General features: G+C 61.0%; 17 protein-coding genes. 9 read left to right on the top strand and 8 right to left on the bottom strand.

Going from position 1 to position 20,637, the window contains the following annotated elements:
* Nucleotides 1-38: 38 nt before the first annotated feature.
* The 4 genes from HMPREF1155_RS04020 to HMPREF1155_RS04005 all read right to left on the bottom strand — a co-directional run bounded on the left by HMPREF1155_RS04020 (nt 39) and on the right by HMPREF1155_RS04005 (nt 5,303).
* Nucleotides 39-1,124, bottom strand: coding sequence for a helix-turn-helix transcriptional regulator (locus HMPREF1155_RS04020; RefSeq protein ID WP_009077572.1), 1,086 nt, complete (start codon nt 1,122-1,124; stop codon nt 39-41).
* Nucleotides 1,125-1,423: 299 nt separating this feature from the next.
* Nucleotides 1,424-2,509: an ornithine carbamoyltransferase gene (locus HMPREF1155_RS04015; protein ID WP_009077594.1), complete on the bottom strand. Its 1,086-nt coding sequence runs from the start codon at nt 2,507-2,509 to the stop codon at nt 1,424-1,426.
* Nucleotides 2,510-2,603: 94 nt separating this feature from the next.
* Nucleotides 2,604-3,836, bottom strand: coding sequence for an arginine deiminase family protein (locus HMPREF1155_RS04010; protein ID WP_009077555.1), 1,233 nt, complete (start codon nt 3,834-3,836; stop codon nt 2,604-2,606).
* Between the two features lie 33 nt (nt 3,837-3,869).
* Entirely contained in the window at nt 3,870-5,303 is a 1,434-nt protein-coding gene (locus HMPREF1155_RS04005; RefSeq protein ID WP_009077581.1) for an amino acid permease, read from the bottom strand.
* 273 nt (nt 5,304-5,576) lie between these two features.
* Between HMPREF1155_RS04005 and HMPREF1155_RS04000 the strand changes: the two genes are divergently transcribed.
* Nucleotides 5,577-5,963 carry a YbaN family protein gene (locus HMPREF1155_RS04000; protein ID WP_238319097.1) on the top strand — a complete coding sequence of 129 codons (387 nt, stop codon included), beginning with the start codon at nt 5,577-5,579 and terminating at the stop codon, nt 5,961-5,963.
* Nucleotides 5,964-6,004: 41 nt separating this feature from the next.
* On the opposite strand, the gene HMPREF1155_RS03995 is transcribed toward HMPREF1155_RS04000, so the two are convergent.
* Genes HMPREF1155_RS03995 through HMPREF1155_RS03985 form a run of 3 tightly spaced genes read right to left on the bottom strand, consistent with a single transcriptional unit; the run spans nt 6,005 to nt 9,716 of the window.
* Nucleotides 6,005-6,850 (bottom strand): endo alpha-1,4 polygalactosaminidase, encoded by an 846-nt coding sequence (locus tag HMPREF1155_RS03995; protein ID WP_009077567.1) that lies wholly within the window; start codon nt 6,848-6,850, stop codon nt 6,005-6,007.
* A gap of 54 nt (nt 6,851-6,904) precedes the next feature.
* The gene (locus tag HMPREF1155_RS03990) at nt 6,905-8,263 is read right to left on the bottom strand and encodes an MFS transporter (RefSeq protein WP_009077579.1); all 1,359 of its coding nucleotides are present in this window, start codon (nt 8,261-8,263) and stop codon (nt 6,905-6,907) included.
* Nucleotide 8,264: 1 nt separating this feature from the next.
* The gene (locus tag HMPREF1155_RS03985; RefSeq protein ID WP_009077559.1) at nt 8,265-9,716 is read right to left on the bottom strand and encodes a M20/M25/M40 family metallo-hydrolase; all 1,452 of its coding nucleotides are present in this window, start codon (nt 9,714-9,716) and stop codon (nt 8,265-8,267) included.
* Between the two features lie 289 nt (nt 9,717-10,005).
* Here HMPREF1155_RS03985 and HMPREF1155_RS03980 point away from each other — a divergent pair, with 289 nt between their 5' ends.
* Nucleotides 10,006-11,838, top strand: coding sequence for a flavocytochrome c (locus tag HMPREF1155_RS03980; RefSeq protein WP_009077589.1), 1,833 nt, complete (start codon nt 10,006-10,008; stop codon nt 11,836-11,838).
* Nucleotides 11,839-12,075: 237 nt separating this feature from the next.
* Here the strand turns inward: HMPREF1155_RS03980 and HMPREF1155_RS03975 are convergent, their stop codons facing one another.
* Nucleotides 12,076-13,635, bottom strand: a complete 1,560-nt coding sequence (locus HMPREF1155_RS03975) for a helix-turn-helix transcriptional regulator (RefSeq protein WP_009077585.1) — start codon at nt 13,633-13,635, stop codon at nt 12,076-12,078.
* Nucleotides 13,636-13,850: 215 nt separating this feature from the next.
* On the opposite strand from HMPREF1155_RS03975, the gene HMPREF1155_RS03970 reads away from it, so the two are divergent.
* The 7 genes from HMPREF1155_RS03970 to HMPREF1155_RS03940 all read left to right on the top strand — a co-directional run bounded on the left by HMPREF1155_RS03970 (nt 13,851) and on the right by HMPREF1155_RS03940 (nt 20,455).
* Entirely contained in the window at nt 13,851-14,294 is a 444-nt protein-coding gene (locus HMPREF1155_RS03970) for a LytTR family DNA-binding domain-containing protein (protein WP_009077577.1), read from the top strand.
* 26 nt (nt 14,295-14,320) lie between these two features.
* Nucleotides 14,321-14,797 (top strand): DUF3021 family protein, encoded by a 477-nt coding sequence (locus HMPREF1155_RS03965; protein ID WP_009077602.1) that lies wholly within the window; start codon nt 14,321-14,323, stop codon nt 14,795-14,797.
* Between the two features lie 6 nt (nt 14,798-14,803).
* Nucleotides 14,804-15,844, top strand: coding sequence for an acyl-CoA thioester hydrolase/BAAT C-terminal domain-containing protein (locus tag HMPREF1155_RS03960; RefSeq protein WP_009077564.1), 1,041 nt, complete (start codon nt 14,804-14,806; stop codon nt 15,842-15,844).
* Between the two features lie 173 nt (nt 15,845-16,017).
* Nucleotides 16,018-16,956 (top strand): metal ABC transporter solute-binding protein, Zn/Mn family, encoded by a 939-nt coding sequence (locus HMPREF1155_RS03955; RefSeq protein ID WP_009077598.1) that lies wholly within the window; start codon nt 16,018-16,020, stop codon nt 16,954-16,956.
* A gap of 89 nt (nt 16,957-17,045) precedes the next feature.
* Nucleotides 17,046-19,118, top strand: coding sequence for a hypothetical protein (locus HMPREF1155_RS03950; RefSeq protein WP_009077587.1), 2,073 nt, complete (start codon nt 17,046-17,048; stop codon nt 19,116-19,118).
* Between the two features lie 26 nt (nt 19,119-19,144).
* Nucleotides 19,145-19,324 (top strand): LuxR C-terminal-related transcriptional regulator, encoded by a 180-nt coding sequence (locus tag HMPREF1155_RS03945; protein ID WP_009077573.1) that lies wholly within the window; start codon nt 19,145-19,147, stop codon nt 19,322-19,324.
* Between the two features lie 153 nt (nt 19,325-19,477).
* Nucleotides 19,478-20,455 carry a YaaA family protein gene (locus HMPREF1155_RS03940; RefSeq protein ID WP_009077557.1) on the top strand — a complete coding sequence of 326 codons (978 nt, stop codon included), beginning with the start codon at nt 19,478-19,480 and terminating at the stop codon, nt 20,453-20,455.
* Nucleotides 20,456-20,637 lie beyond the last annotated feature (182 nt).

The raw sequence follows: 20,637 nt of genomic DNA, 5'->3' as shown, positions 1-20,637 counted from the left end.
CGCACGCCCGCGCATCGGGCGAATGCCGACGGTGGATTCTAGCGTTCCCGGAATGCGTCCTTGAGATAGGTGAGCTGGGCATCGTAGTTTTCATGCAGGAAGCGGTAGTACACCTGGTTTTGGACGCGTTGCGGATAGACGAGCTCGGCTTCGCGCAGCGCTTTCAGATGCTCCGAGATGGAGCTCGATGCCACGTCGAATCGTTCTGCCAGCTCCTTTGTCGTCTGCTCCTGGCGATTCAGCTCGAAGAGGATCTTGAGCTTGGTGACGCTGCTGATGGCTTTGACGAATTTCTCCACTTCGGCAAACGACGTTTCCCGATCGCTTATCGCCATGTCGACGCCTTTATAGATGGTGAGCACGTCGTCGAAGCAGTTCATCATCAGATGGGGACGGACGTACGCTGAAATGACGATCTCGACTTTCTTGATGCTGCGGTAGGGGATGGTGAATCCCATCGATTTCTGCAATCGCACGGCATCGTCGTCGACCGAGATTCCTGCATGGCAGCCTGCGAGATACGCCCGGTGCCCGATCGCCGCGAGCGCATGCTTCTCCTCGGAAAGCCGCCTGATCTCGACCGCGCCTATATGGTCCCATTCCCGGGCGAACACGTCCGTCCAGTATGCTTTCAAGAAGGAAGCGATGCGCGGGCGCAGCTCGTCTTGGATTTCGAAATACGCACGCAGACTCTTCTCGGGAAAATAATGGCCGAGCGCCTCGCCTTCCGGGATGCGGGCCTGGGGGTCCTTGAGCAATGCGCGGATCGTTCTTTTGGGGATGAGCCCCGAGAAATATCCGTAGGCGAATTCGACGGGATCCACATCGGCCAGGCGGTCGAGAAAAAGCGCGATATTGTCGATGTCGCTTCGTTCCAGATGGTCGATAAGATCCATCACGGGCGCGAACCCAAGCGTCTCCCGCGCGATGCAATTGAACTCCGAGCGCAGATCGGGACCCATTTTCGCACGCGTAGCGTCCACCCGGTCCTTTTGAGACGGAAAGTGTTTCGGGCATTCCATCGCATGCAGGCTTGCTGCCATCTCGATCGTCGGACTGTACTTCAATTCGAAGAAAATCTGTTCAAGAGGGTGGAGGGATTCGGTCGTTGCGTCGATGAGCATGCGGGTACCTCGGTCGATAAGCTGATTCATACCGCACGTATTATACCTGCGATGCAGCGGAAACGATGAAGCTAGCAGGGTTTGGGAACAAAGGTCGATGAAGAGTGTCCGATAAGGGACGTCCTGGCGTTCTGTCGAACCGATCGCCTCGATCTATGTCCCCATAAGGGAAATGCGGAAGCAGGTCCCTGCACGGGACTTGCTTCCGCATGAATGACGGACAAGGAGACGGGTTTCCCATTCACGACGCGCGTTTCGGAGTCGACGTTCTCGCAACGAACGCCGGCCGCATGCGAGGCCTACGCGTCGTAATGGGTGCCGGCGATCTTGTCCACGGTCTGCGTGAGCGCCTGCTCCACCTGTGCGGTGTAGTAGCTCACCAGCGCTTCTTTCTGCTCGCGCACGCGCGGATACATGAACGTGGCGAGCAGGCCCTTCTGGGTATGGAAACGGTTCGCCGCTTGCTCGATGAGCAGCGAATGCGGCCCGTCCCAGACGCTTTCGGCGATCTCGTAGCCGCGGTTGCCGGGCAGCGGATGCATGACCTTCGCCCATGCCGGTGCGGCCGCGATCAGCTCGTCGTTCACGGCGTAGGTGGGGAAGAACTCGTCGAGCTTCTTGTCCTTGAGATGGTCGCTGCCGTGGTACCACCACGCATCGGTGATGATGAAGTCGACCTGGTCGATGTATTCGTACGGGTCATCGGTCTGGATGAACCGACCGCCGCTCTTCTCGTAGTTCGCCTGCACGAGCGCCACGTCCTGGGGGAGCATTTCAGCTGGCTTGGGGGCGCAGCTGATGAAGGTGTAGCCCATGATGGAGGCGATAAGCGCATTGGAGCGGCACACGCCTCCGATATGCAGGTTGTCTTCGCTGCGGTCGACGGAATTGTCGCCGATCCACATGACGTTGACGTCTTCGAGCTTCTTGCCAGCGGGCATGTTCTCCATGATCGTGAACACGTCGCATAGCGCCTGGGTCGGATGCATGCATGCGCTGCTCATGCCGTTGAAAACCGGTACGGTCGACCATTTGGCCAGTTCGATGATCGCATCATGGCTCTCATTGCGGATCATGACGGCGTCGACCATGCCTGAAAGCACGAGCGCGGTGTCCTTCAGGGTCTCGCGGTTCTCGCCTACGTGCAACGTCTTGGTCTCAAGATAGAGCGCATCGCCTCCGAGCTTGTCCATTGCGCTCTCGAAGCTCACGCGGGTGCGCGTGGAGGGCTGGTCGAACATGAGGGCGATCGTGGTGCGGGCAAGCAGCGGCAGCTGGATGCCCTTCTGGTCGGCTTCCTTCAGCAGACGGATCATCTCGAGCATTTCGAGGAACTCCTCTTTGGTGAAGTCCTGCACGTCGAGGAAGTCTTTCTTGGTGATCATGGGCAGTCCTATCCTTTCAATCGTGTTCCGTCGATGCTATGGGGGCCGTCTCCCGCTCGGCATGACGGCCCTCATCGGTTGTAGTAAGGGAGGGTTAGACGTCGGCGCGCCTCAACGGCATGCTCATGCAGCGCGGGCCTCCGCGTGCGCGGCATAGTTCGCCTGAGGGAACGGTGAGAACCTTCACCCCATGCTCGGCAAGCACCGCGTTGGTGCGGTGGTTGCGATCGTAGGTGACCACGACGCCCGGCGCGATGGCCAGCGTGTTGCTTCCGTCGCTCCACTGTTCGTAGGCGGCCCAGTACGGGTCGCCGCCTGCGCAGGGTATGAGGTCGACGGCAGGCAGGTGCAGCAGACGCTTCAGGCATTTTCCGAGCTTTTCCTGCGTGAATTCGGCCTTCAGGCCGCCATGGGCATCCAAGGTCAGCTCGAAGAGCTGCAGGCCGCCCATGATGCCGGGGAAGTATGTGAACTTGTCGATGTCCACCTGCGTGAACACGGTGTCGAGATGCATCCAGGCGCGGCCTTTGGGGATTTCGAACACGACGACCTTCTTGAACGTGTCGCCGCTGGAAAGCACGGCTTTCGCGAATCGTTCGATGGCTTGGGGCAGCGTGCGGCAGCTATGTCCTACGGCGATGACTTCGGGGGATAGGATGCAGATATCGCCGCCTTCGATGGTTTCGCCGTGCGGGTCGTTCGTATGCAGCAGCTGGGCGCCTCCAGCGAACTCCTCGACGTTTTCGAACACGTGCTTCCATACGACGGTTTCCAGGTTGCGCGTGCGCTGCACGAAACGGTTGAGGGTGAAGTTGGAGCCGACGGAGCATCCGGGATCGCGGCACATGATGAAGTTGCAGCTCGTATGCATCGCGTAGGGATCGTCCGGCGTATCGTCGGGCAGGACATCGGCAAGGCTCCAAGGTTTCTCCACCGACGCCACGTCGGTCTTCTCTATGCCGGCCATAAGCGTGGTGGCGAAATCATGCGCGTTCATGGGCAGCAGGTAGTTTGCGATCTGCTCGCGTTTCGCGTCATCGTAGATGCGGTCCTCGGTCATGTATTCATCCAAGAACCTGCGACGGTCGGCCTCGTCGCCGAGGGACTGCTCGAACAGGTCTTCCAAATAGACGACTTCGGCGCCCACGCTGCGCAGATGCGCTGCGAACGCATCGTGGTCCCGCGCGGCCTGTTCGCCCCAGACCACATCATCGACCAGCTGGAACTCGCGCGATTCGGGTCGGACGGCATCGAAGTAGCGGGTAGGTCGCGAAACCAAGATCTTTTCGACGGTTCCTACCTCCGAATACACCTTGATGGCACCCATCGTTTTCGACTCCTTTCGTTCGTGACGTTCGTTCTATACGAGGCCTGCGGCATAGGCGATGGCGCTTCCGATCGCCACGAGGATCACCGCAGCGACGACGATCTTCTCCTTGGCGCTGAAGACGTGCTCGTCTCCGGCTTTCTTGCGGGCGTTGAAATAGAAGCCCAGACCGATCGCGAACGGAATGCTGAGCAGCAGGATGTACGCGAAGCCCGAGACCATCATCGCGTAGAGCATGTACAGCGTGCCGATGCCGCCGATAACGAGGTTTTTCGTCCGGCCTTTCTCATGCGGGTTCTTGACGGCGCGCACGAAGTTATAGAGCACGATGAAGGTCCAGGTGACCAGGATGGCCGATCCGGACAGGCTGAAACCGAAGTTATACGCGTCTTCCGTGAAGTGCATCGTGATGAGCAGCAGCTGGCACAGCACCGTCGTGATGAGCAGCGAAAACGATGCGACGCCGTGCGCGTTCTTCCTGCCCCAGCGTTCGGTGAGCAGGCCGTGCTCGGAAAGGGTCTGCAGCGATTCGGTGGGGCCGTAGGTGTAGTTGATCCAGCTGCCGAAGATGGACAGGATCATCGCGCCTCCCACGAACCCTGCACCAACCGGGCCTATGAAGTCCACGAGAACCTTTCCTACGCAGGGTTCTCCCAAGGCGACCAGCTCGTCTGCGGAGTAGAGGCCGTAGGGCAGCATCGACATGACGAACAGAAGCAGCGTGCCGACGAGGAGACCCAGTATGGACGCCTTGGAAGCGATGGACTTGCTTTTCGCGCGGCTGGACATCAGCGCCGCGTATTCGATGCCCATGAACAGCCAGATGATGGAGAGCATCGAATTCGTGGCCTGGGAAAAGACCGATTCCAAGCTGAACCCTTCACCCGCTGCGGCCGCATTGCCCGCGAAATTGGTCCAGAAGTCCTGCGTGAAGACGCTGAAATCGAACGACGTGACGGTGACGATGACGAACACCGCAAGCGGCACGATCTTAAGGATCGTGATGATGGAGTTGATCATCATCGCGCTTTCCACGCCCTGCCTGATGAAGAAGAAGATTCCCCAGAGCACGATCGACGCGATGGCGATGGCGGGCCAGCTTGCTCCCGTGTCGCCGAGCGCGGGGAAGAACGTCCCCAGGGCGATCATCATGATGGTTGCGAATGCGATGTTGCCGATCCAGCCGGACACCCAATAGCCCCAAGCGCTCATGAACTCGCCTATGGGTCCTGCGACCTTGCGCGCGTAGATGTACATGCCGTCGCCTTCCGGTTCTTTCTCGAGAAGATTCTGCAGAGAAAGGACCAGAAACAGCATGCCTACGAAGCAGATGATCCATGCAAGAATCGCGCCGCCGGGGCTGGCGACCGAGGCCAGCTGATACCCGATGTCGTATACGCCCGAGCCGATCATGCCGGCAAGGATCGCGGCGACAAGGGGAAAAAGCCCAAGCTTCTTCTCTTCCATTGCCTCTCCTTGAACGCAGTCATGGTTCCTTATTACGAGGCGCGTCTCTTCTGTTTTGCCGGCGTGTTCCTCCGTGGTTTCGATATATCCTAATATTAGGCTATGTCCTAATCTACTACCTTAGCGAACATAAAGCAATAGGATATTTTGTAATGTCCGCATAACGCAGCGGCGCAGGTGCAAACCGAAGGGCTGTGATAAAGTTACCCGCATCTATCTATTGAATGTGTCTGCGTCCACCGGACGCGTCATCGGACGATGAAGGCGGGAGACGTGAGAAGGCTAACCAAGGCGTTCTGGGTCGGACTGGCGATGATCTGCCTCGCCCTGGGCACGATCGGCATCTTCCTGCCGTTCATTCCCACCGTGCCGTTCTACCTTGCGACTGCGTTCTGCTTCGCGAAAGGTTCCGAGCGCCTGCATGCCTGGTTTTTAGGGACGAGCCTGTATGAAAAGCATCTGGCGAGCTTCGTGCGATCGAAGTCCATGACCATGAAGACCAAGCTGAGCATCATGGCGAGCGTGACTCTTGTGATGGGCGTCGCCTTCGTGCTTATGAACGGCGTTGCGATCGGGCGCATGATCCTCGGGGCGATCTGGGTTATCCACGTGCTGTATTTCGTCTTCGCCATAAAGACGATTCCCGCCGAAAAGGCGTAGGCGACAAGGGGGCGGTTGCGCTCCGGGTCTCGGCGACATCCTTACTGCAGCGCAAGGCCTTCCGCATCGTACCAGAGGAAGCCGTGTTCCCGGCAATATGCGTCTATGCGCTTCGCAAGCCGTCGGTCGGCTCCGTATTCCAAGAGGTAGACGGAAAGGCCGCTGTCCTTGACGGTGGCGAGGTAATCCTTCCAATAGGCGTTTTCTTCCTTCGTCTGCACGCCGTAGGTTCCCTGTTCGAAATCGATGCGGGTGAAGACCGTTTCCTGGTTGATTCCGTCGAAGAGCCCCGGTGCGGCGCCTTCGTCGATGCACCGTAGGACGAAGTCGTCGCCGCCGTTGACGACAAGGGACAGGCCGTATTCCTTGAGCCCCTTCATGATGAGGCGCAGCCCTTCGAACACGTCCTCCGAAGGGTAGTGATGATAGACGTCGGCATTGTCCAGGAAGAAACCGTCCAGACCCATGTCGGCGTATGTCTTGCCCAGGTCGTCGACGATGAATTCCTGCCATTCAGGCGATGTCACGTCCACCCAACGCTCATCGGGCCAATCTTCGTAGACGCCTTGGGTTATGCCCTGGAATCGGCCGTAATAGGGCCGATATGTCTCGATGGCCCCTATGTTGAGGTAGCCGTAGACCGTCTGGCCGGCGGCATGCATCGCTTCGATCTGCTCCGCCTGGAATTCGGAGGGTTCGATCACGACGAGGTCGTATCCTTCGAGTCGTTCCATATCGGTCGCGTTGATGCCGAGGAACACTCCGTATTCGCGCGATGGCTCCTGCGTCTGCGAAGGCCCCCATGCGCACCCCGCGGCAAGGAGGGCGAGGCAGAGCGTGAAGCATAAAAACGTGCGCTTCAGCGCGGCCGTCGTCGTGCGTCGCATGGGTTCTCGGCTCCTCTCCGGCTCAGGTTTCTCGTCCGATCGGTCCTTCCGGCTTCAGTTCCTTCCTTCGCCTTCGACGAGAAGCGGCGCGCCCTCGGCCGTCGCACGTTTCACGAGTTTGCGCGACGCGCGGATCGACCAGAGAAGCGCCGCTCCCATGACGAGGGTCGCTCCCATGACCATGATCCAGGCCGGAGTGAAGCTGAGGTACGCATCGAAGAGCATGCCCGACGCCACGGCCCCGACCGCCGCACCGAACATCTCGAAGGCGGTGACGATGCCGACCACGGTGCCGAGGTCGGCCTTGCCGAATTCCTTGACCGTGAGGATGGGCGGCGCCACCGTGCCCATGCAGGTGCCGAACCCGAAGAACAGGCAGGCCAGGATGGGGCCGGCGTCGGTCTGCGGGAAGCAGAGGGCAACGGCGGCGGCAAGCGACGCGATCGTGCCCAGAACGGTGCCTGCGCGCATGCCCCAGCGGTCGTAGATGTGTCCGAGCAGGATCTTGAACGCGATGACGCAGGCGAGATAGAACGCCCAGACGTTTCCCGCCCATTGCGGATCGTGACCGCCCGTCACCACGTCGACGCCGTTCAGGTTGACGGAGGTCATGTTGGAGATCGAGTTCGTGATGATCGCGCCGTTATCGATGCCCATCATCACGAAGCCGAGGACCATGATCCAGAACGCGCCGCTGCGACGCAGGGCCTTCCATCCGAGCGCGATGCGTACGGGTGCATCGGGAGAGCGGTCGACCTTGGTCTTCTCCACCTGACCGGCTCCGTAGGGTTCCAGCCCCTTGTCGCTCGGTTTATTGCGGAAGCATGCCAGCACGAGGGGAAGCCCGAGCGCGAGGCAGACGAAGGCGAGCGTCACGAAGGCGGTGCGCCATCCGGTCTGCTCGATGAGCATCGTCGTCACGGGGGAGAGGACCACGCCGCCCACGCCCGAACCCGACAGCGCGATCGAGACGGCGAGCCCGCGCTTGAGCGTGAACCAGTTCGCGATGACCACGCTCGCAAGCAGGCGCGTGCCTGCCACGACCACCATGCCGGCCAGGATGCAGAGCGCATAGAGGTGCCAGAGCTGCGTAGCCGCCGAGAAGCCGAGCAGCGTCGCGAAGGCGACGAGCACGGTGAACGTGCCGAGGATGCGCACGTCCGTCAGATCGATGAGGCGCCCTATGGCAAGCGATGCGAACACGGCCACCACCGTGCAGAGCGATACGCCGGTATTGAACTGTCCGACGCGTATGCCCAGGTCCTCTACGATGCGCGGTTGGAAGAGGGGGATGCAGTTCACGAAGACCGTATAGCAGGTGGCCATGAGCAGGAACCCGCCCGCCACGATCCACCAGCCGAAGAACGGACGTCTGCGGCCGGGCCTTTCCTCGCGTGCCGATTCGCTTTGCATGCTATTCACCGAACCTATCCAGATTGCGGATGAACTCGTAGTAGAAGCCGACGCCGCGCTTGAAGCTTTCCACGTCGAGGTTCTCGTCCTGCCCATGGATGCGCGTGCGCTGATCGCCGCGGAACAGTATGCCCGCGAACCGGTAGACGCGCGGGAACGCGCGATGGAAATGCCGGGCATCCGAACTGCTGACCTGGACGTAAGGAGCCATACCGGCATCGGGGTAGGCCGCATGCACGATGTCGCGGATGTACTCGTAGGCTGCGTCTCCCGGACCGGGCGATATCGGCGAAGGCGCGATGCCGTCGCGCGTGCGGATGGCGACGTCGCCTTCGAAGGCTTCCCGGACGCGCGCGAGCGCCGCCTCGGGCGTGTCGCGCGGATCGATGCGCATGTTCACCGTCGCGTTCGCCCGGCGGGGAATGATGTTCGCGGCGGGCGCCCCTTCAAGCTCGGTGATGGCGGTCGTCGTATGCAGCATGGCGGCGGTTTCAGGATCGTTTTTCAGCATGTGCACGACCAGGGGTCGGAAGAGCCAGAGATTGCCGAAGACGAGCCTGTATCCGAAGCCTGCATAAGCTGCGAGCTCGCGCAGCATGGCATCGAGCACGGACGACATGCGGAAGGGGTGCGGGTTCGTCCGGATGCGGTTCAGCCCCGCCACGAGCCGTGCCGTCGAGTCGTTCGGCGAAGGCGTCGAGGCATGCCCGCCATCCGCCTCCACGGTGATGAAGGCGTTCAGGATGCCTTTTTCCGACAAGCCGACGATGGCGAACTCGTTCTCCACGCCCAGCGGCGCATTGTCGATGACGGCGCCGCCCTCGTCCAGCACCAGGGCGGGATGGATGCCGCGTTCCTTGAAGAGCTCGACGACGAGGGGCGTGGTGTCGCCATTGTCTTCCTCGCAGTTCGACGACCAGAGATAGATGGTGCGTTTCGGGACGTGACCCTCGGACAGCAACATCTCGGTCGACTCGTAGAGGCAGGCGAGAAGCGCCTTGTTGTCGACCGAACCGCGTGCCCAGATGCGCCCGTCCTCTATGTCGGCGGCGAAGGGATCGTGCGTCCAGCCGGCCGGATCGGCGGAGACCACGTCATGGTGGGCCATGAGCACCACGGGGGCGAGCTCGGGATCGGTGCCTTTCCATGCGAGCAGGATGCCGTAGGTGTTGACCATCTCGAGCTCGAGCTGCCCGAAGACGCGCGGATACAGCTCGCGCATGCGCGGAACGAACCGATCGAAGGGCTCGTGGTCGGCGTGCGGGTTCTCGCGATCCCATACGGTGGGGATGCGCAGCATCTCGCGGAAGCGTTCGACCGCCGCATCCGAGCCGCGCGCCGTGGTCGGCGGCAGCGTATGGCGCGCGGGCGTGGGCTTCACGCGCGCGGCGTTGACGAGCAGGATCGCAGCGAAGGCCGCGATGACGGCGAAGATGATGAAAACGATGAGCATGGAACCACCTTCTCGTACGAGGGCCGATGAAGGCATCCTATCACGATGCGCGCGTCGGCGTCCGCTGCGCCGATCGCGCGTCAGGGTTTCGATGGGACGTTTCAATCAGGGAAAATACCAAGAAGGTACATTTTGGACGAAGGGAAGGGCCTCTTTGGGCCTGTTTCTTCCCGCATGACGCCGCTACCTTCGAGGGCATGCGTTCGGGCGGAGGGAATCCCGGGCGTCTGTCCGCCGCTTCGCGCATCGCGACGACGGACCGGTTTTCTTCGAAGGGAAGGGATAAAGCATGGCAGAGTACAGCAGGCGTTCGTTCTTGAAAGGGTCGGCGCTCGTCGGCGCGGCCGGCGCCATGGGTCTCGCGGCCGGATGCGGAACATCCGGCGCCGGCGGGTTCGAAGGGTATGTTCCGGGCGACTATACGGCGGAGGTGAGCGGACATAACGCTCCGTTCACGGTGAAGGTGAGCTTCACGAAGCATGCGTTGGGCGACATCGACGCCTCGGGCAGCCAGGAATCGCTCGGCGTGGGCAAAAGCGCGATCGGGACGCTTTCCCACGCGATCGTGAAATCGCAGTCGCTTGCATGCGATGCCGTCACGGGCGCGAGCATCACGAGCGCGGCCCTCCTGCAGGGCGTCAAGGATTGCGCGTCGCAGGCCGGAGACACGTCCGAGCTCGAGGCCGCGGCCGGTCCGGTCGACGACGTCATGGATGAATACGAGGCCGACGTCTGCGTCGTCGGCGGAGGCGGGGCGGGCCTCGCCGCAGCCATTTCCGCCGCCCAGGCCGGCGCGCGCGTCGTCGTCATGGAGAAATGCGGCATCCTCGGCGGATCGACCAACGTCTCGGAAGGCGCTCTGAACGCCGTCGATCCCGAACGTCAGGAGAAGCAGGGCATCGAGGATTCGGTCGAGACCTTCTATGAAGCCACCCTCGAAGGAGGGCATAACGAAGGAACCCCCGAGCTCGTCCATTTCCTTACGGACAATGCGCTCGATTCGGTCCATTGGATGGAATCGGTCGGAGTCCGCTTCAAAGACGAGGTCGGTTCGGCCACCGGCTCGCTCGGCCAGCGCAGCCACTATCCGGCAACCCCGTACGGCAATGCGTATATCCGGGCGTTCCAGCGCTACATCGAAGACACCGGCGCCACGGTGCAGATCGTCGACGAGACGGCCGCCCAGACCCTCGTCACCGATGCGAGCGGTGCCGTGACGGGCGTTGCGGGCCTGCATCGCGGCGGCAAGGAGGTCACCGTGAAGGCTCCTGCGGTCGTCATCGCGACGGGCGGTTTCGGAGCGAATGTCGCGTATCGCCAGGAGGTCAATACGGGGGTTTGGAAGGACGTCGTGCTCGACGACCGCATCGGCTGCACCAATATCAAACCCTGCGCGCAGGGCGACGGCCTGAAGCTTGCCGAGGGGGCAGGGGCCGCGCTTACCGGCCTAGCCGACATCCAGCTGCATCCATGCGGAACGCCCGGTACAGGCCTGATGGAGGATATTCGCACGTCAGGGCGCAATCGTATCTTCGTCAACAAGGATGGAGACCGGTTCGTGAGCGAAGGCGCGGCGCGCGACGCGCTCTGCAAGGCCATCTTCGCCCAGCCCGAATCGACGTACTGGGTCGTCGTGAACGTCCTGCGCTATCCTTCGCCGACCACGCCCGACCGCAACGGTGCCACCATCGAGAACATGCTTGCCCAGAAGCATATCGTCGCAGCCGACACGCTCGAGGAGCTTGCCGCGGCGACGGGCATGGATCCCGCGAAGCTCAAGGCGTCCATCGACGCCTACAACGCCATCGTCGACGGCTCGCAGGAAGACGAGTTCGGCTTCAAGGCCGACAACACGGCCGACGCCCAGATGACCGAAGGGCCCTGGTACGCTTGCAGGAAGGTGCCGACCGTGCACCATACGATGGGCGGCATCAAGATCAACGTCGAATCCCAGGCGGTCGACGACGGCGGCAATCCCATCGCAGGGCTGTATGCCTGCGGCGAATGCACCGGCGGCATCCACGGTTCGAACCGCTTGGGCGGCAACGCCATCTGCGACTGCATGACCTTCGGCCGCAACGCGGGCAAGAACGCCGCGGAATACGCCGGCACGACCGCCTAGGCGCGCGGCATCACGGGCACGTACGTCCAAGATCGCAGAGAGGCGCATCGAAATCGGCGGCATTCGCTTGATTCGGTCCCCGCGCATCGTCTTTTCTCGATGCGCGGGGTTTGCATGCCGCGATGAACCTCCGGCTTGGATCTTCGTTCCTCTCGCATGGATGCATTGTCGGCGTATTGCCGTCGATTCATGCAGCTCGAGACACGAAGAATCGCATCTCAGCCCGCTGCCGTGCGGTCATACGCTGGTTTCCGGATCCAGAAGATCGAGAAGCTCCTGCTTGGAATGCACGCCGGCCTTCGCGTAGATGTTGCGGGTGTAGTTTCTGATGGTGTTCTGGGAATACCCGAGCGTCGACGCGATGATCTTCCGGCTTCGGCCGTGGGACATCAGCGTCACGATGCGCCTTTCCGTGTCCGATAGCCCGAATCTATCGGCGAACCCCGCGATCTGCGGCCGAGACCCGTCGAAACTCTTCTCGACGGGAACGCCCATGCCGTCGTTTCCGCTCCGTGCGCGCACGTCCTTGACGTCCGCGTCTTCATGCCCATTCCCGTCGCGTTCGATCGAGGCGCGTCCGCCCGTATCCCAAGACCATTCTTCCTTCGTGCCGAACAGCTCGCGTCCGTGCAGCATGTCGGGGCGAAGCGCCATGACCATCTCCGCGACGACCACGATCGACATGGTTATCACGACGGGGAGCGAATCGCTCAGCATCTGGTAGGTCGCATATCCCAGGATGCGCCCGAGCGACATCGTCAGAAGCGTTCCGCCGTAGGCGATGCCCAGCAGGTACATGGGATGCCGCGCGGAATGCCGCCCGATCATATAGCAGGTGAAGAAGACGAAGCTGTAGAAGAAGCTGATCGCGTTCGTGAGGAGGAACGCGCTCGCGTCGATCGAAGGACCCCAATCGCTCATGAGCAGCAGGATGCTGAATATCATAAGCACGTTTATAAACCACCAGAAGGCGGTGAACGTGAAACGGCCTTTCCTGACGAGCGCCCACCGCAGCAGCAGGGCGACGGCTGCGACCACGAGCAGCTGGTGAACGCTGCGGATCGTCTGGCTCAGCTCTCTCAGGCTGCCGTCGGGGTATCCGAGCCCCATGCCCAATGCGAAGGCGAACAGCATGAGGGATGCCACGATCTGCGCGACGCCTCTTTTCTCGGTCCCTTCGAAGAGCATGTCGAAGGGACGATGGGCGCGCGATGCATCGCCCCTGAGATCGAGCACCTTCATGGCCCTGAGCCAAGCCAGCACGCAGAGCGCCGGCAAGAAGAGATTGAACAGCGCGAAGACGTCGGTCGTGAGGTAGCCTGCGACAAGCGAGAGCAGACAGGAGAGCGCGAGTCCTCCCGCGCAGTACAGCAGCGCCTCGGAAGGTTTCAGCCTGTCGAAGAAATCCATCCACATGCCTGCGCCCCAGACGAGGCCCAATCCTGTGAATACGTAGCGCAGATACTCGAACGAGGTCGTTCCGACATGCAGCTCGACGAAGTAGCAGAGGCTTGCGAGCGTCATGAGGACCATCGATCCCCAGACGAGGATCCGCCTCGCTCTCTGCGAAAGCTCCGCCTTCCGCGCGATAACGAGCAAAACGACGATGACGCCGACGCGAATGAGGTTCGCGGCGACGGTGGCGATGCCCGAGTCTGCGGAGAAATGCAGGTTATAGAGGTTGTATTGATACCAAAGCCTCGTCAAGCCGATGCCGAAGAACGCGAGGGAGAAGCAGGGGAAGGCTGCGAGGCGAAACCCGACGGCGGGGTTCTCTTCCAGTACCTCGCGAACCAAAAGAACCCCCTTTCGCTGTAGGCGGAATCATGCGTGCAGGCCACGAATGATAGCACGGAAGAATCGCGTCTTCGGCATGCCATCGTCGATTCGCGCGCCTTAGGATGCGCAGGATGCACCTTGGTTCGCCATCGTGCGGTCGGGTGATGCCATGGCGTATGCTCCTTAACGTAAGGAACGCTCGGTCTGAAGGAAACCGGCACGAAGGACGGACCATGAAGATAACCATCATCGAAGACGAGGGTCTTCAAGACGTGGAGGTGTCGATTCGCTGCCCTGCGATCGACGAGCAGGTGGCCGGCATCGTGACGCGCCTGCGCCTGCGCGATAGCAAGATCACCGGCGTCGATGAGGATGGGCGCACCCGCGTCGCGGCGGCGGCGGAGGTGCTCTACGTCGAGTCGGTGGACAAGAAGACGTTCGCCTACATGGAGCAAGGCGTGCTCGACGTGGGGATGCCGCTCTACGAGGTCGAGGAGCGCCTTCGCGCATGCGACTTCCTGCGCGTCTCGCGGTCGTGCGTCGTGAATTTCGGATGCATCAAGGCGCTAAGACCCGATATCAATGGTCGCCTCCTTGCAACGCTCGAGAACGGGGAGGACGTCGTGATATCGCGTCAATATGCATCCGATATCAAGCATAAGCTCGGCCTGCGCTAGCCGGCCTCGATGGGAAGGAATGCGCCATGAATCGCGACGATATGGTAGGGTATGAGGAAGAAACGCCGAAACAGCATGTCAAGACATTCCTGATCATGGTATGCGTGCTCTTCACGATCTTCATGACTACAGGCCTGGCACTCGGGTTCGTCTTCGGCGACGAAGAGGCTCGGCCGGGCATCATGTATGGCTGGGGGACGCTCGGCGCGTGCGTTATCTCAGCAGGGCTGCAATTCGTGTTCTTCACCTCTGCGGTCATCAAGCGGATGGGATACGTCCTGCGTACGATTCTCTTCGGGATAAGCCTGTATACCGTGTTCGCCGCAATCGCGATCCTGGCAGGATGGTTCCCCATCGGAAACGTCGTCTCATGGGCCACGTTCACGGTCGTCTTCCTGGTTGTTCTGGTGTTCTTGAGCGTCTTGTTCCATTTCAAGGAAAAGCATGCCCGTCGCGCGTTGGACGAAGCGCTCGCGCGTTATCGAAGCGGCGGAGAAAGGTAGGATGTCATGGGAAAGGCAAGGTCTACGGGCAAGGTCAAGGTGATGCTGCTTCGAGCGATGGGCGCCATCATCTTCGCCGTGGTGCTCATCATAATCGCAATCGCCGGGTTGCGCTGGCATAACGCTTCTATGTATACGGTTATGGGCAATATCGCCGCAATGGGTGCGGAAGCCTCGTACGAGACGAACGACGGAATCAGGGCGATCGAGGGCGATTACCTCAAGGGGTTCCATTTCATCCCCGAGCGGCGCACGCATCCCGGCACCGTCGTCGTCTATGGCGGTTCCGAAGGGTCGCCGGCCTATGACCAGGCGGAGGCGATTTGCGCGCAGGGCTATGAAGTGATTGCGCTTTACTTCTGGGGCCAGGAGGGCCAGGCCTCTACGCTCGCGAACGTTCCGCTCGAGCAATTTAACGAAGTCGAGGCATATATCGAAGGTTCCATAGACCATCCGAGGCCCATCACCGTGGTAGGTTCGTCGAAGGGAGCGGAATTCAGCGCCGAGCTCGTTGCGCACGGCTTCGCGATCGACAACCTCGTCAACTTCGCTCCGGCCGATCATAGTTACTTCGGCTTGGATTATAAGAATTCAGAGGAGCTTCCGAGCTTCACCTATCAAGGCGATCCCGTGCCCTTCGTGTCGCAGAGGAATGCCGACGCCGGCATCACGGCCCTTCTTCTGTGGGATCTTGCCACCGGCTATCCTCCCTCGTATCGCGCGTGTTACGAAACGGCCGCCGCGAATGCCGACGAGAATACATTGATAGACCTCTCGGGGTTCACAGGCAACGCCCTGTTCTTCGCCGGCGACGAGGATGCCATGTGGCAAAGCGAGGTTGCGGCGGAGGGCCTGGCAGCACAGTCGGAACGCTTCGAGGCGCACGTCTATCCCGGTGCCGGCCATGCGTTCTCGCCCGATCTTGAGGGGCTTGGATCGGGATGGGACATCATGCTCGGAGGAACCTCCGAGGCCGGTGCCGCGGCCTACGAGGATTCGACGCGCATTCTCTACGAGCGCCTCGCCCTATGGCACGGAGAGCTGTAGCGACGGCAGAGGCCTTGGGCTAGGAGATTCGCGTACGCCGCCCGGATAACCTCCGGGCGGTTTTTTCATATCGGGTGATGACTATTCGTGAGAGACGTGGTACGTTCTGCGGGTTATAAATTGAAAACGATATTCAAATTCGTTTTACAGCACGAAAGGAGCAAGGAGAAGACGTGTTGGGGAATGCAGCGAAGAAGGTGGTGTCGGCTCTGGTCGCGGGCGTGATCGCATGCGCGCTCTGCTCATGCGGAGCTGGGGCTGCGAACGATGGCGGGAAGGAGGCGGCCCAGGACAAGCCGGTCGTCTACGCCACGTTCTTTCCCGTGTACGATCTGACGAAGCGCATCGCGGGAGACAAGATGGACGTGCGCACCGTCATCAAGGGCAATCAGGAACCGCATGATTTCGAGCTTCAGGCCGATGAGATGGCGAAGATCTCCCAAGCGGATCTGATCGTCTACAACGGCGCCGGCATGGAGGGCTTCATCGACGGCCTGAAGGATGCGGCGGAAGACGAAGACAGGTTCCTCGACCTGTCCCAAGGGCTTACGCTGCTCGAGAGCAAGGACGCCGATCTGGGCGATCGCTCGAGCGTGAACCCGCATACCTGGCTGAGCGTGAAGAACGCGCAGGTGGAACTCGATACCATCTACCAGAAGCTGAGCGCGATGGATCCTGGGAACGAGCCCTACTACCGTGCGAACCTCGAAGCCGCGCAGGCCGATTTCAAGGCGCTCGACGAGAAGTTCGAAGACAAGCTTTCGAAGGTCGATCCCGATAAGAAACGTTTCGTGGTGTCGCACGCCGCGTTCAACTACCTTGCGAACGACTACGGTCTCACGCAGGTCGCCGTCACGGGCATCTCGCCCGAGGACGAGCCGTCCGCAAGCCAGCTTGCCACCATCGCCGACTACGTCACGCAGCACGGCATCCGCACCATCTTCTTTGAAGGCAAGGCGACGCCCAAGGTGGCCGAGACGCTTGCCGAGAACACGGGAACGAAGACCGACACGCTGTACACGATGGAAAGCCTGACGGAAGAGGAGGCGGACATGGGCTACCTGAAGCTCATGGAGCTGAATCTGGAGGCGTTGATGCGGTCGTTCGAGTAATGCATGCCGCATCGGGCGGCGCATGCGGTTTACGGTTCGGGTTCGCGCCTCCTGCGTATGGCGCGATGGTTCGATAAGGAGCTTTTCACATGAGAAAGAAAACAGGAGCGGCGTTGGCGTGCGTGCTTGCCGCGTCGCTTGCGATCGGCGCCGTCTTCGCGGCAGGCCTGACGGAAAGGACGGCGGCCGACGAAGCCCCGGCACCGAGCGATCCTCGGCCTGCCGCCGTTCCGGAGAAGCCGGCAGCCTATGCGGTCGACGATACGACCGAGGTCCTGATAGACGCTGAAGTATCGTCCGACGAAATCGTCAAGATCGTCAAGCATGGCGACCATTGGCACGTCTTCACGAAAGACGGACGCGAGATCATCACGTATACCGATCCCACGAAAGCCACGAGTGCATCCGACCTGACCAACACCGCGAAGGTCGTATCTGCCGACGAGCTGCGCCGCGTCAACGGCAACGATGTCGTGCGCATCCTGAAGCATGGCGACCACTACCACATCTACACCGCCGACGGACGGGAATTCATCACGTACAGCGATCCGAGCTCCCTGTATCCCCATATCGGCATCGGCACCTATACGGGAAGCCATGCCGATCACGGCTGGCACTCGTCTTCCAGCCATGCGGCCTCCGACGCCGACGATGACGACGGCGGATATGCCCCGTACGTTCCCGGCGGTAATGGCGGGGGCGGCAGCAGCTACGAGCCGTCCGCTCCCGGGCTCGATTTCGTGCGGGTCGTCAGCATCCGCGAGCTGGCTCGCAAGCCCATTGTCAAGATTCTGAAGCATGCCGATCACTACCATGCCTATACGGCCGACGGTACCGAATACATCACCTACGACGATCCGCGCAGCGCCTTCCCCAACATCGCGATCGGCGAATACCAGGGCAGCCACGGAGGAGGCGGTCAAGCGCGGCCTGAAAAGCCCGCCAAGCCCGCCGAGCAGGATCCCAACGATCCCAAACGCGTCGTGCGCATCGAGAAGCATGAGGACCATTGGCATATCCATCATGCCGATGGAACGGAAAGCGTCACTCACGACGATCCGAGCGCGCTGTATCCGAATATCAAGATCGAAGACTACGACGCGAACCACGGCCACGCCTTCAAACCTTTGGACGAAAATGAGAAGTTCACCTACGACGACGTCGAAGCCAAGCTCATCGTGCCCCTCGAATACATCACGTACGGGAATGTGACGTACACGACCAGGTTCGATCGAGAAAACCAACGCTTCGTCATCCCGCATCAGAACCACTTCCACTATGCGTCCATCGAGACCATCATCCAGCTCTCGAAGCCGCCGTTCAACGAGTTCCACGGCTATTCCGCCCGCGATGTGGTCGCGACGCTCAAATACCTCGTGCTGCATCCCGAAGCGCGGCCCAAGGACAAGGAGGATTGGGGCGAGAACGCCGGCGCCGCTTCCGACAATCCGGGCGGAGAGGCCGATTCCGGAATGCACGGGGAAGAACCCGGTGCCCAGAATCCTGGGGAAGGCGAAGAGAAGCCCGGAACCCAGCATGAGAAGAAGGTCGTGCGCATCGTGAAGCAGAGCTCCTATTGGGTTCTGTATTACGACGACGGATTCACCAAGGTCGTCTTCAACGATCCGAGCGCCGCGCATCCCGATATCACGGTCGAGCAGTTCGAAGGAGGCGGAAGCCAGAAGAGCGACGAGGAGCTCATCGCCGAGTACAGCGCCATGTACGGCATGACCGCCGACGAGTTCACGCATCGTCTGTTCGAGCTTCCGGCCGCGCCTTTGAGCAGCATGAAGTTCAACCCTGATGGAACGGTCGTCATCCACGGCAAGGCCTATGTGTTCAAGGACATGGGCGCGAAGGCGCCGGCGAACGATGAACACGTCGCAGACGATGCGGGCGGAAATCCTGCAGCGGGCACGGCCGGCCTCGAGGAGACGACATCCGATTCGAACGATGCGGCATCCGCATCCGATGGTTCATCCGAAGACATCGGCGGCGCCGACGAGCCCGGCAAACGTTCGGGCAATGCCGCTGCGGGCCCGCGCAGCGATGCGTCCGACACGATGGACGGCAAAGGCGAGAAGGCTTCCGGTTCTGAAGATCACGCCGCTGATGCGACGGATGGATCCGTCGCATCCGGCGAAGGCGCGGAGGACCGATAGCCCCCGACCTCCATGCAACGCGTCGCATGCGCGGAGAAGCCGAAGGCGGCACGCTGCAGCCTCTGCGCTGCAGTGTGCCCTATATCGCCGAAAATCTCTGCATTGCGGACAACACGGTCAAGTACCATTGCAAGAGTATCTGCAGGAAGCCGGGCGTCCGCTCGCGTCAGGAGCTCTTCGATCTGATCGACGGCAGATCCTCGTAGATGATGCGTGTTTTCGAGGACCTGCCGTTCTCGATCCGACGCCGTGCGGGGTCGGAGCACGATGCGCGCATTCTGCGCGGGCGGCATCCGTTCTGTGGTGCATCCGCCGTATGCGGCTGCATGGGCAGAGATGAATGAAGGGAGGTCGTCTACGTGGATTCGGGTCATGAGGCATCCTGCTTGAAGATAATCGTATCTCCGACGAAGCAGATGAAGCGATCGGACGCGCTGGCATGCACGACCGTGCCTCTCTATGAACGCCAGGCGCGCCGCATCCTTTCCTGGTTGCGTGGGCTGACGCTCGACGAGGCCCAGGCTCTTTGGAAATGCAGCGACGCGCTTGCGCGTGAGAGCTACGATATCGTCCATGCCTCGATTCCGGGGCGCAACCTCACGCCCGCGATCCTCGCGTACGACGGCATCGCGTTCAAGCATATGGCTCCCGCGGTGTTCGACGAAGACGAGCTTGCGTACGTTCAGGAGCATCTTGTCATTCTTTCGGGGCTCTACGGGGCGCTGCGCCCGCTCGACGGCATCGTGCCGTATCGCCTCGAGATGGGTGCGAAGGCCCGCATCGACGGAACGTGCGACCTGTACGATTTCTGGGCGGATAAGCCGTATCGCATGGTCGTCGGCGAAGCGCCGCCGTGCCCCGACTCCTCGGGCGCAAAGGCGTCTGTCGCACTTCCTATTCCCGCCAGTACGGCTGGGTCCAAGCCTTCGGGCTCGAAGGCGTCCGTCGGGCAGGATCCGAGCGAATCGGAACGTTCGTCACGGCTGTCCGAGCTGGAAAGATTTGGGCGTTCGCAGGATGCTCGGAGAGAAGCGCCTTCGCCCGACGCATGCGGCTGCACGATCGTGAACCTGGCTTCAAAGGAGTACTCACGTGTCGTCGAGCGCTTCCTGTCGCCCCGCGACAGGTTGGTGAACTGCATGTTCGCCGAGGTCGGGAATGAAGGCAAGTTCGTTCAGAAAGGCGTGCGGTGCAAGATGGCGCGCGGCGAGATGGTGCGATTCATGGCATCCAGGCGCATCTCCGATCCTTTAGAGCTTACGGCCTTCGATGCCCTTGGGTATCGTTTCGATGCGGCATCGTCCGCACCCGATTCGCTTGTGTTTCTACGAGAATGACTGCCTTTTGCGCATCGTGCGGCAATGTGAAATCGTATCCATATTTCATTCGTTGGATGTCATCTGCGGTTCCGGCTGAAAAAGCCCTGAGGCAAAAAACTATAACGGCGTTCTTTCATTTTTCCATTGACGCGGCCCGGCCCGGCGCGTAACATAACCGTTCGCGCCGAGGGCGATCCCTG

Source organism: Slackia sp. CM382, from assembly GCF_000293015.1.
Lineage (GTDB): Bacteria > Actinomycetota > Coriobacteriia > Coriobacteriales > Eggerthellaceae > Slackia > Slackia exigua.
This window is presented reverse-complemented; position numbering and strand designations above follow the sequence as displayed.

Excerpts from the sequence above, each read along its gene's own strand:
- HMPREF1155_RS04020 (WP_009077572.1), bottom strand. The coding sequence starts at position 1,124 with ATGCTCATCGACGCAACGACCGAATCCCTCCACCCTCTTGAACAGATT.
- HMPREF1155_RS04015 (WP_009077594.1), bottom strand. The coding sequence starts at position 2,509 with ATGATCACCAAGAAAGACTTCCTCGACGTGCAGGACTTCACCAAAGAG.
- HMPREF1155_RS04010 (WP_009077555.1), bottom strand. The coding sequence starts at position 3,836 with ATGGGTGCCATCAAGGTGTATTCGGAGGTAGGAACCGTCGAAAAGATC.
- HMPREF1155_RS04005 (WP_009077581.1), bottom strand. The coding sequence starts at position 5,303 with ATGGAAGAGAAGAAGCTTGGGCTTTTTCCCCTTGTCGCCGCGATCCTT.
- HMPREF1155_RS03995 (WP_009077567.1), bottom strand. The coding sequence starts at position 6,850 with ATGCGACGCACGACGACGGCCGCGCTGAAGCGCACGTTTTTATGCTTC.
- HMPREF1155_RS03990 (WP_009077579.1), bottom strand. The coding sequence starts at position 8,263 with ATGCAAAGCGAATCGGCACGCGAGGAAAGGCCCGGCCGCAGACGTCCG.
- HMPREF1155_RS03985 (WP_009077559.1), bottom strand. The coding sequence starts at position 9,716 with ATGCTCATCGTTTTCATCATCTTCGCCGTCATCGCGGCCTTCGCTGCG.
- HMPREF1155_RS03980 (WP_009077589.1), top strand. The coding sequence starts at position 10,006 with ATGGCAGAGTACAGCAGGCGTTCGTTCTTGAAAGGGTCGGCGCTCGTC.
- HMPREF1155_RS03970 (WP_009077577.1), top strand. The coding sequence starts at position 13,851 with ATGAAGATAACCATCATCGAAGACGAGGGTCTTCAAGACGTGGAGGTG.
- HMPREF1155_RS03965 (WP_009077602.1), top strand. The coding sequence starts at position 14,321 with ATGAATCGCGACGATATGGTAGGGTATGAGGAAGAAACGCCGAAACAG.
- HMPREF1155_RS03960 (WP_009077564.1), top strand. The coding sequence starts at position 14,804 with ATGGGAAAGGCAAGGTCTACGGGCAAGGTCAAGGTGATGCTGCTTCGA.
- HMPREF1155_RS03950 (WP_009077587.1), top strand. The coding sequence starts at position 17,046 with ATGAGAAAGAAAACAGGAGCGGCGTTGGCGTGCGTGCTTGCCGCGTCG.
- HMPREF1155_RS03945 (WP_009077573.1), top strand. The coding sequence starts at position 19,145 with ATGCGCGGAGAAGCCGAAGGCGGCACGCTGCAGCCTCTGCGCTGCAGT.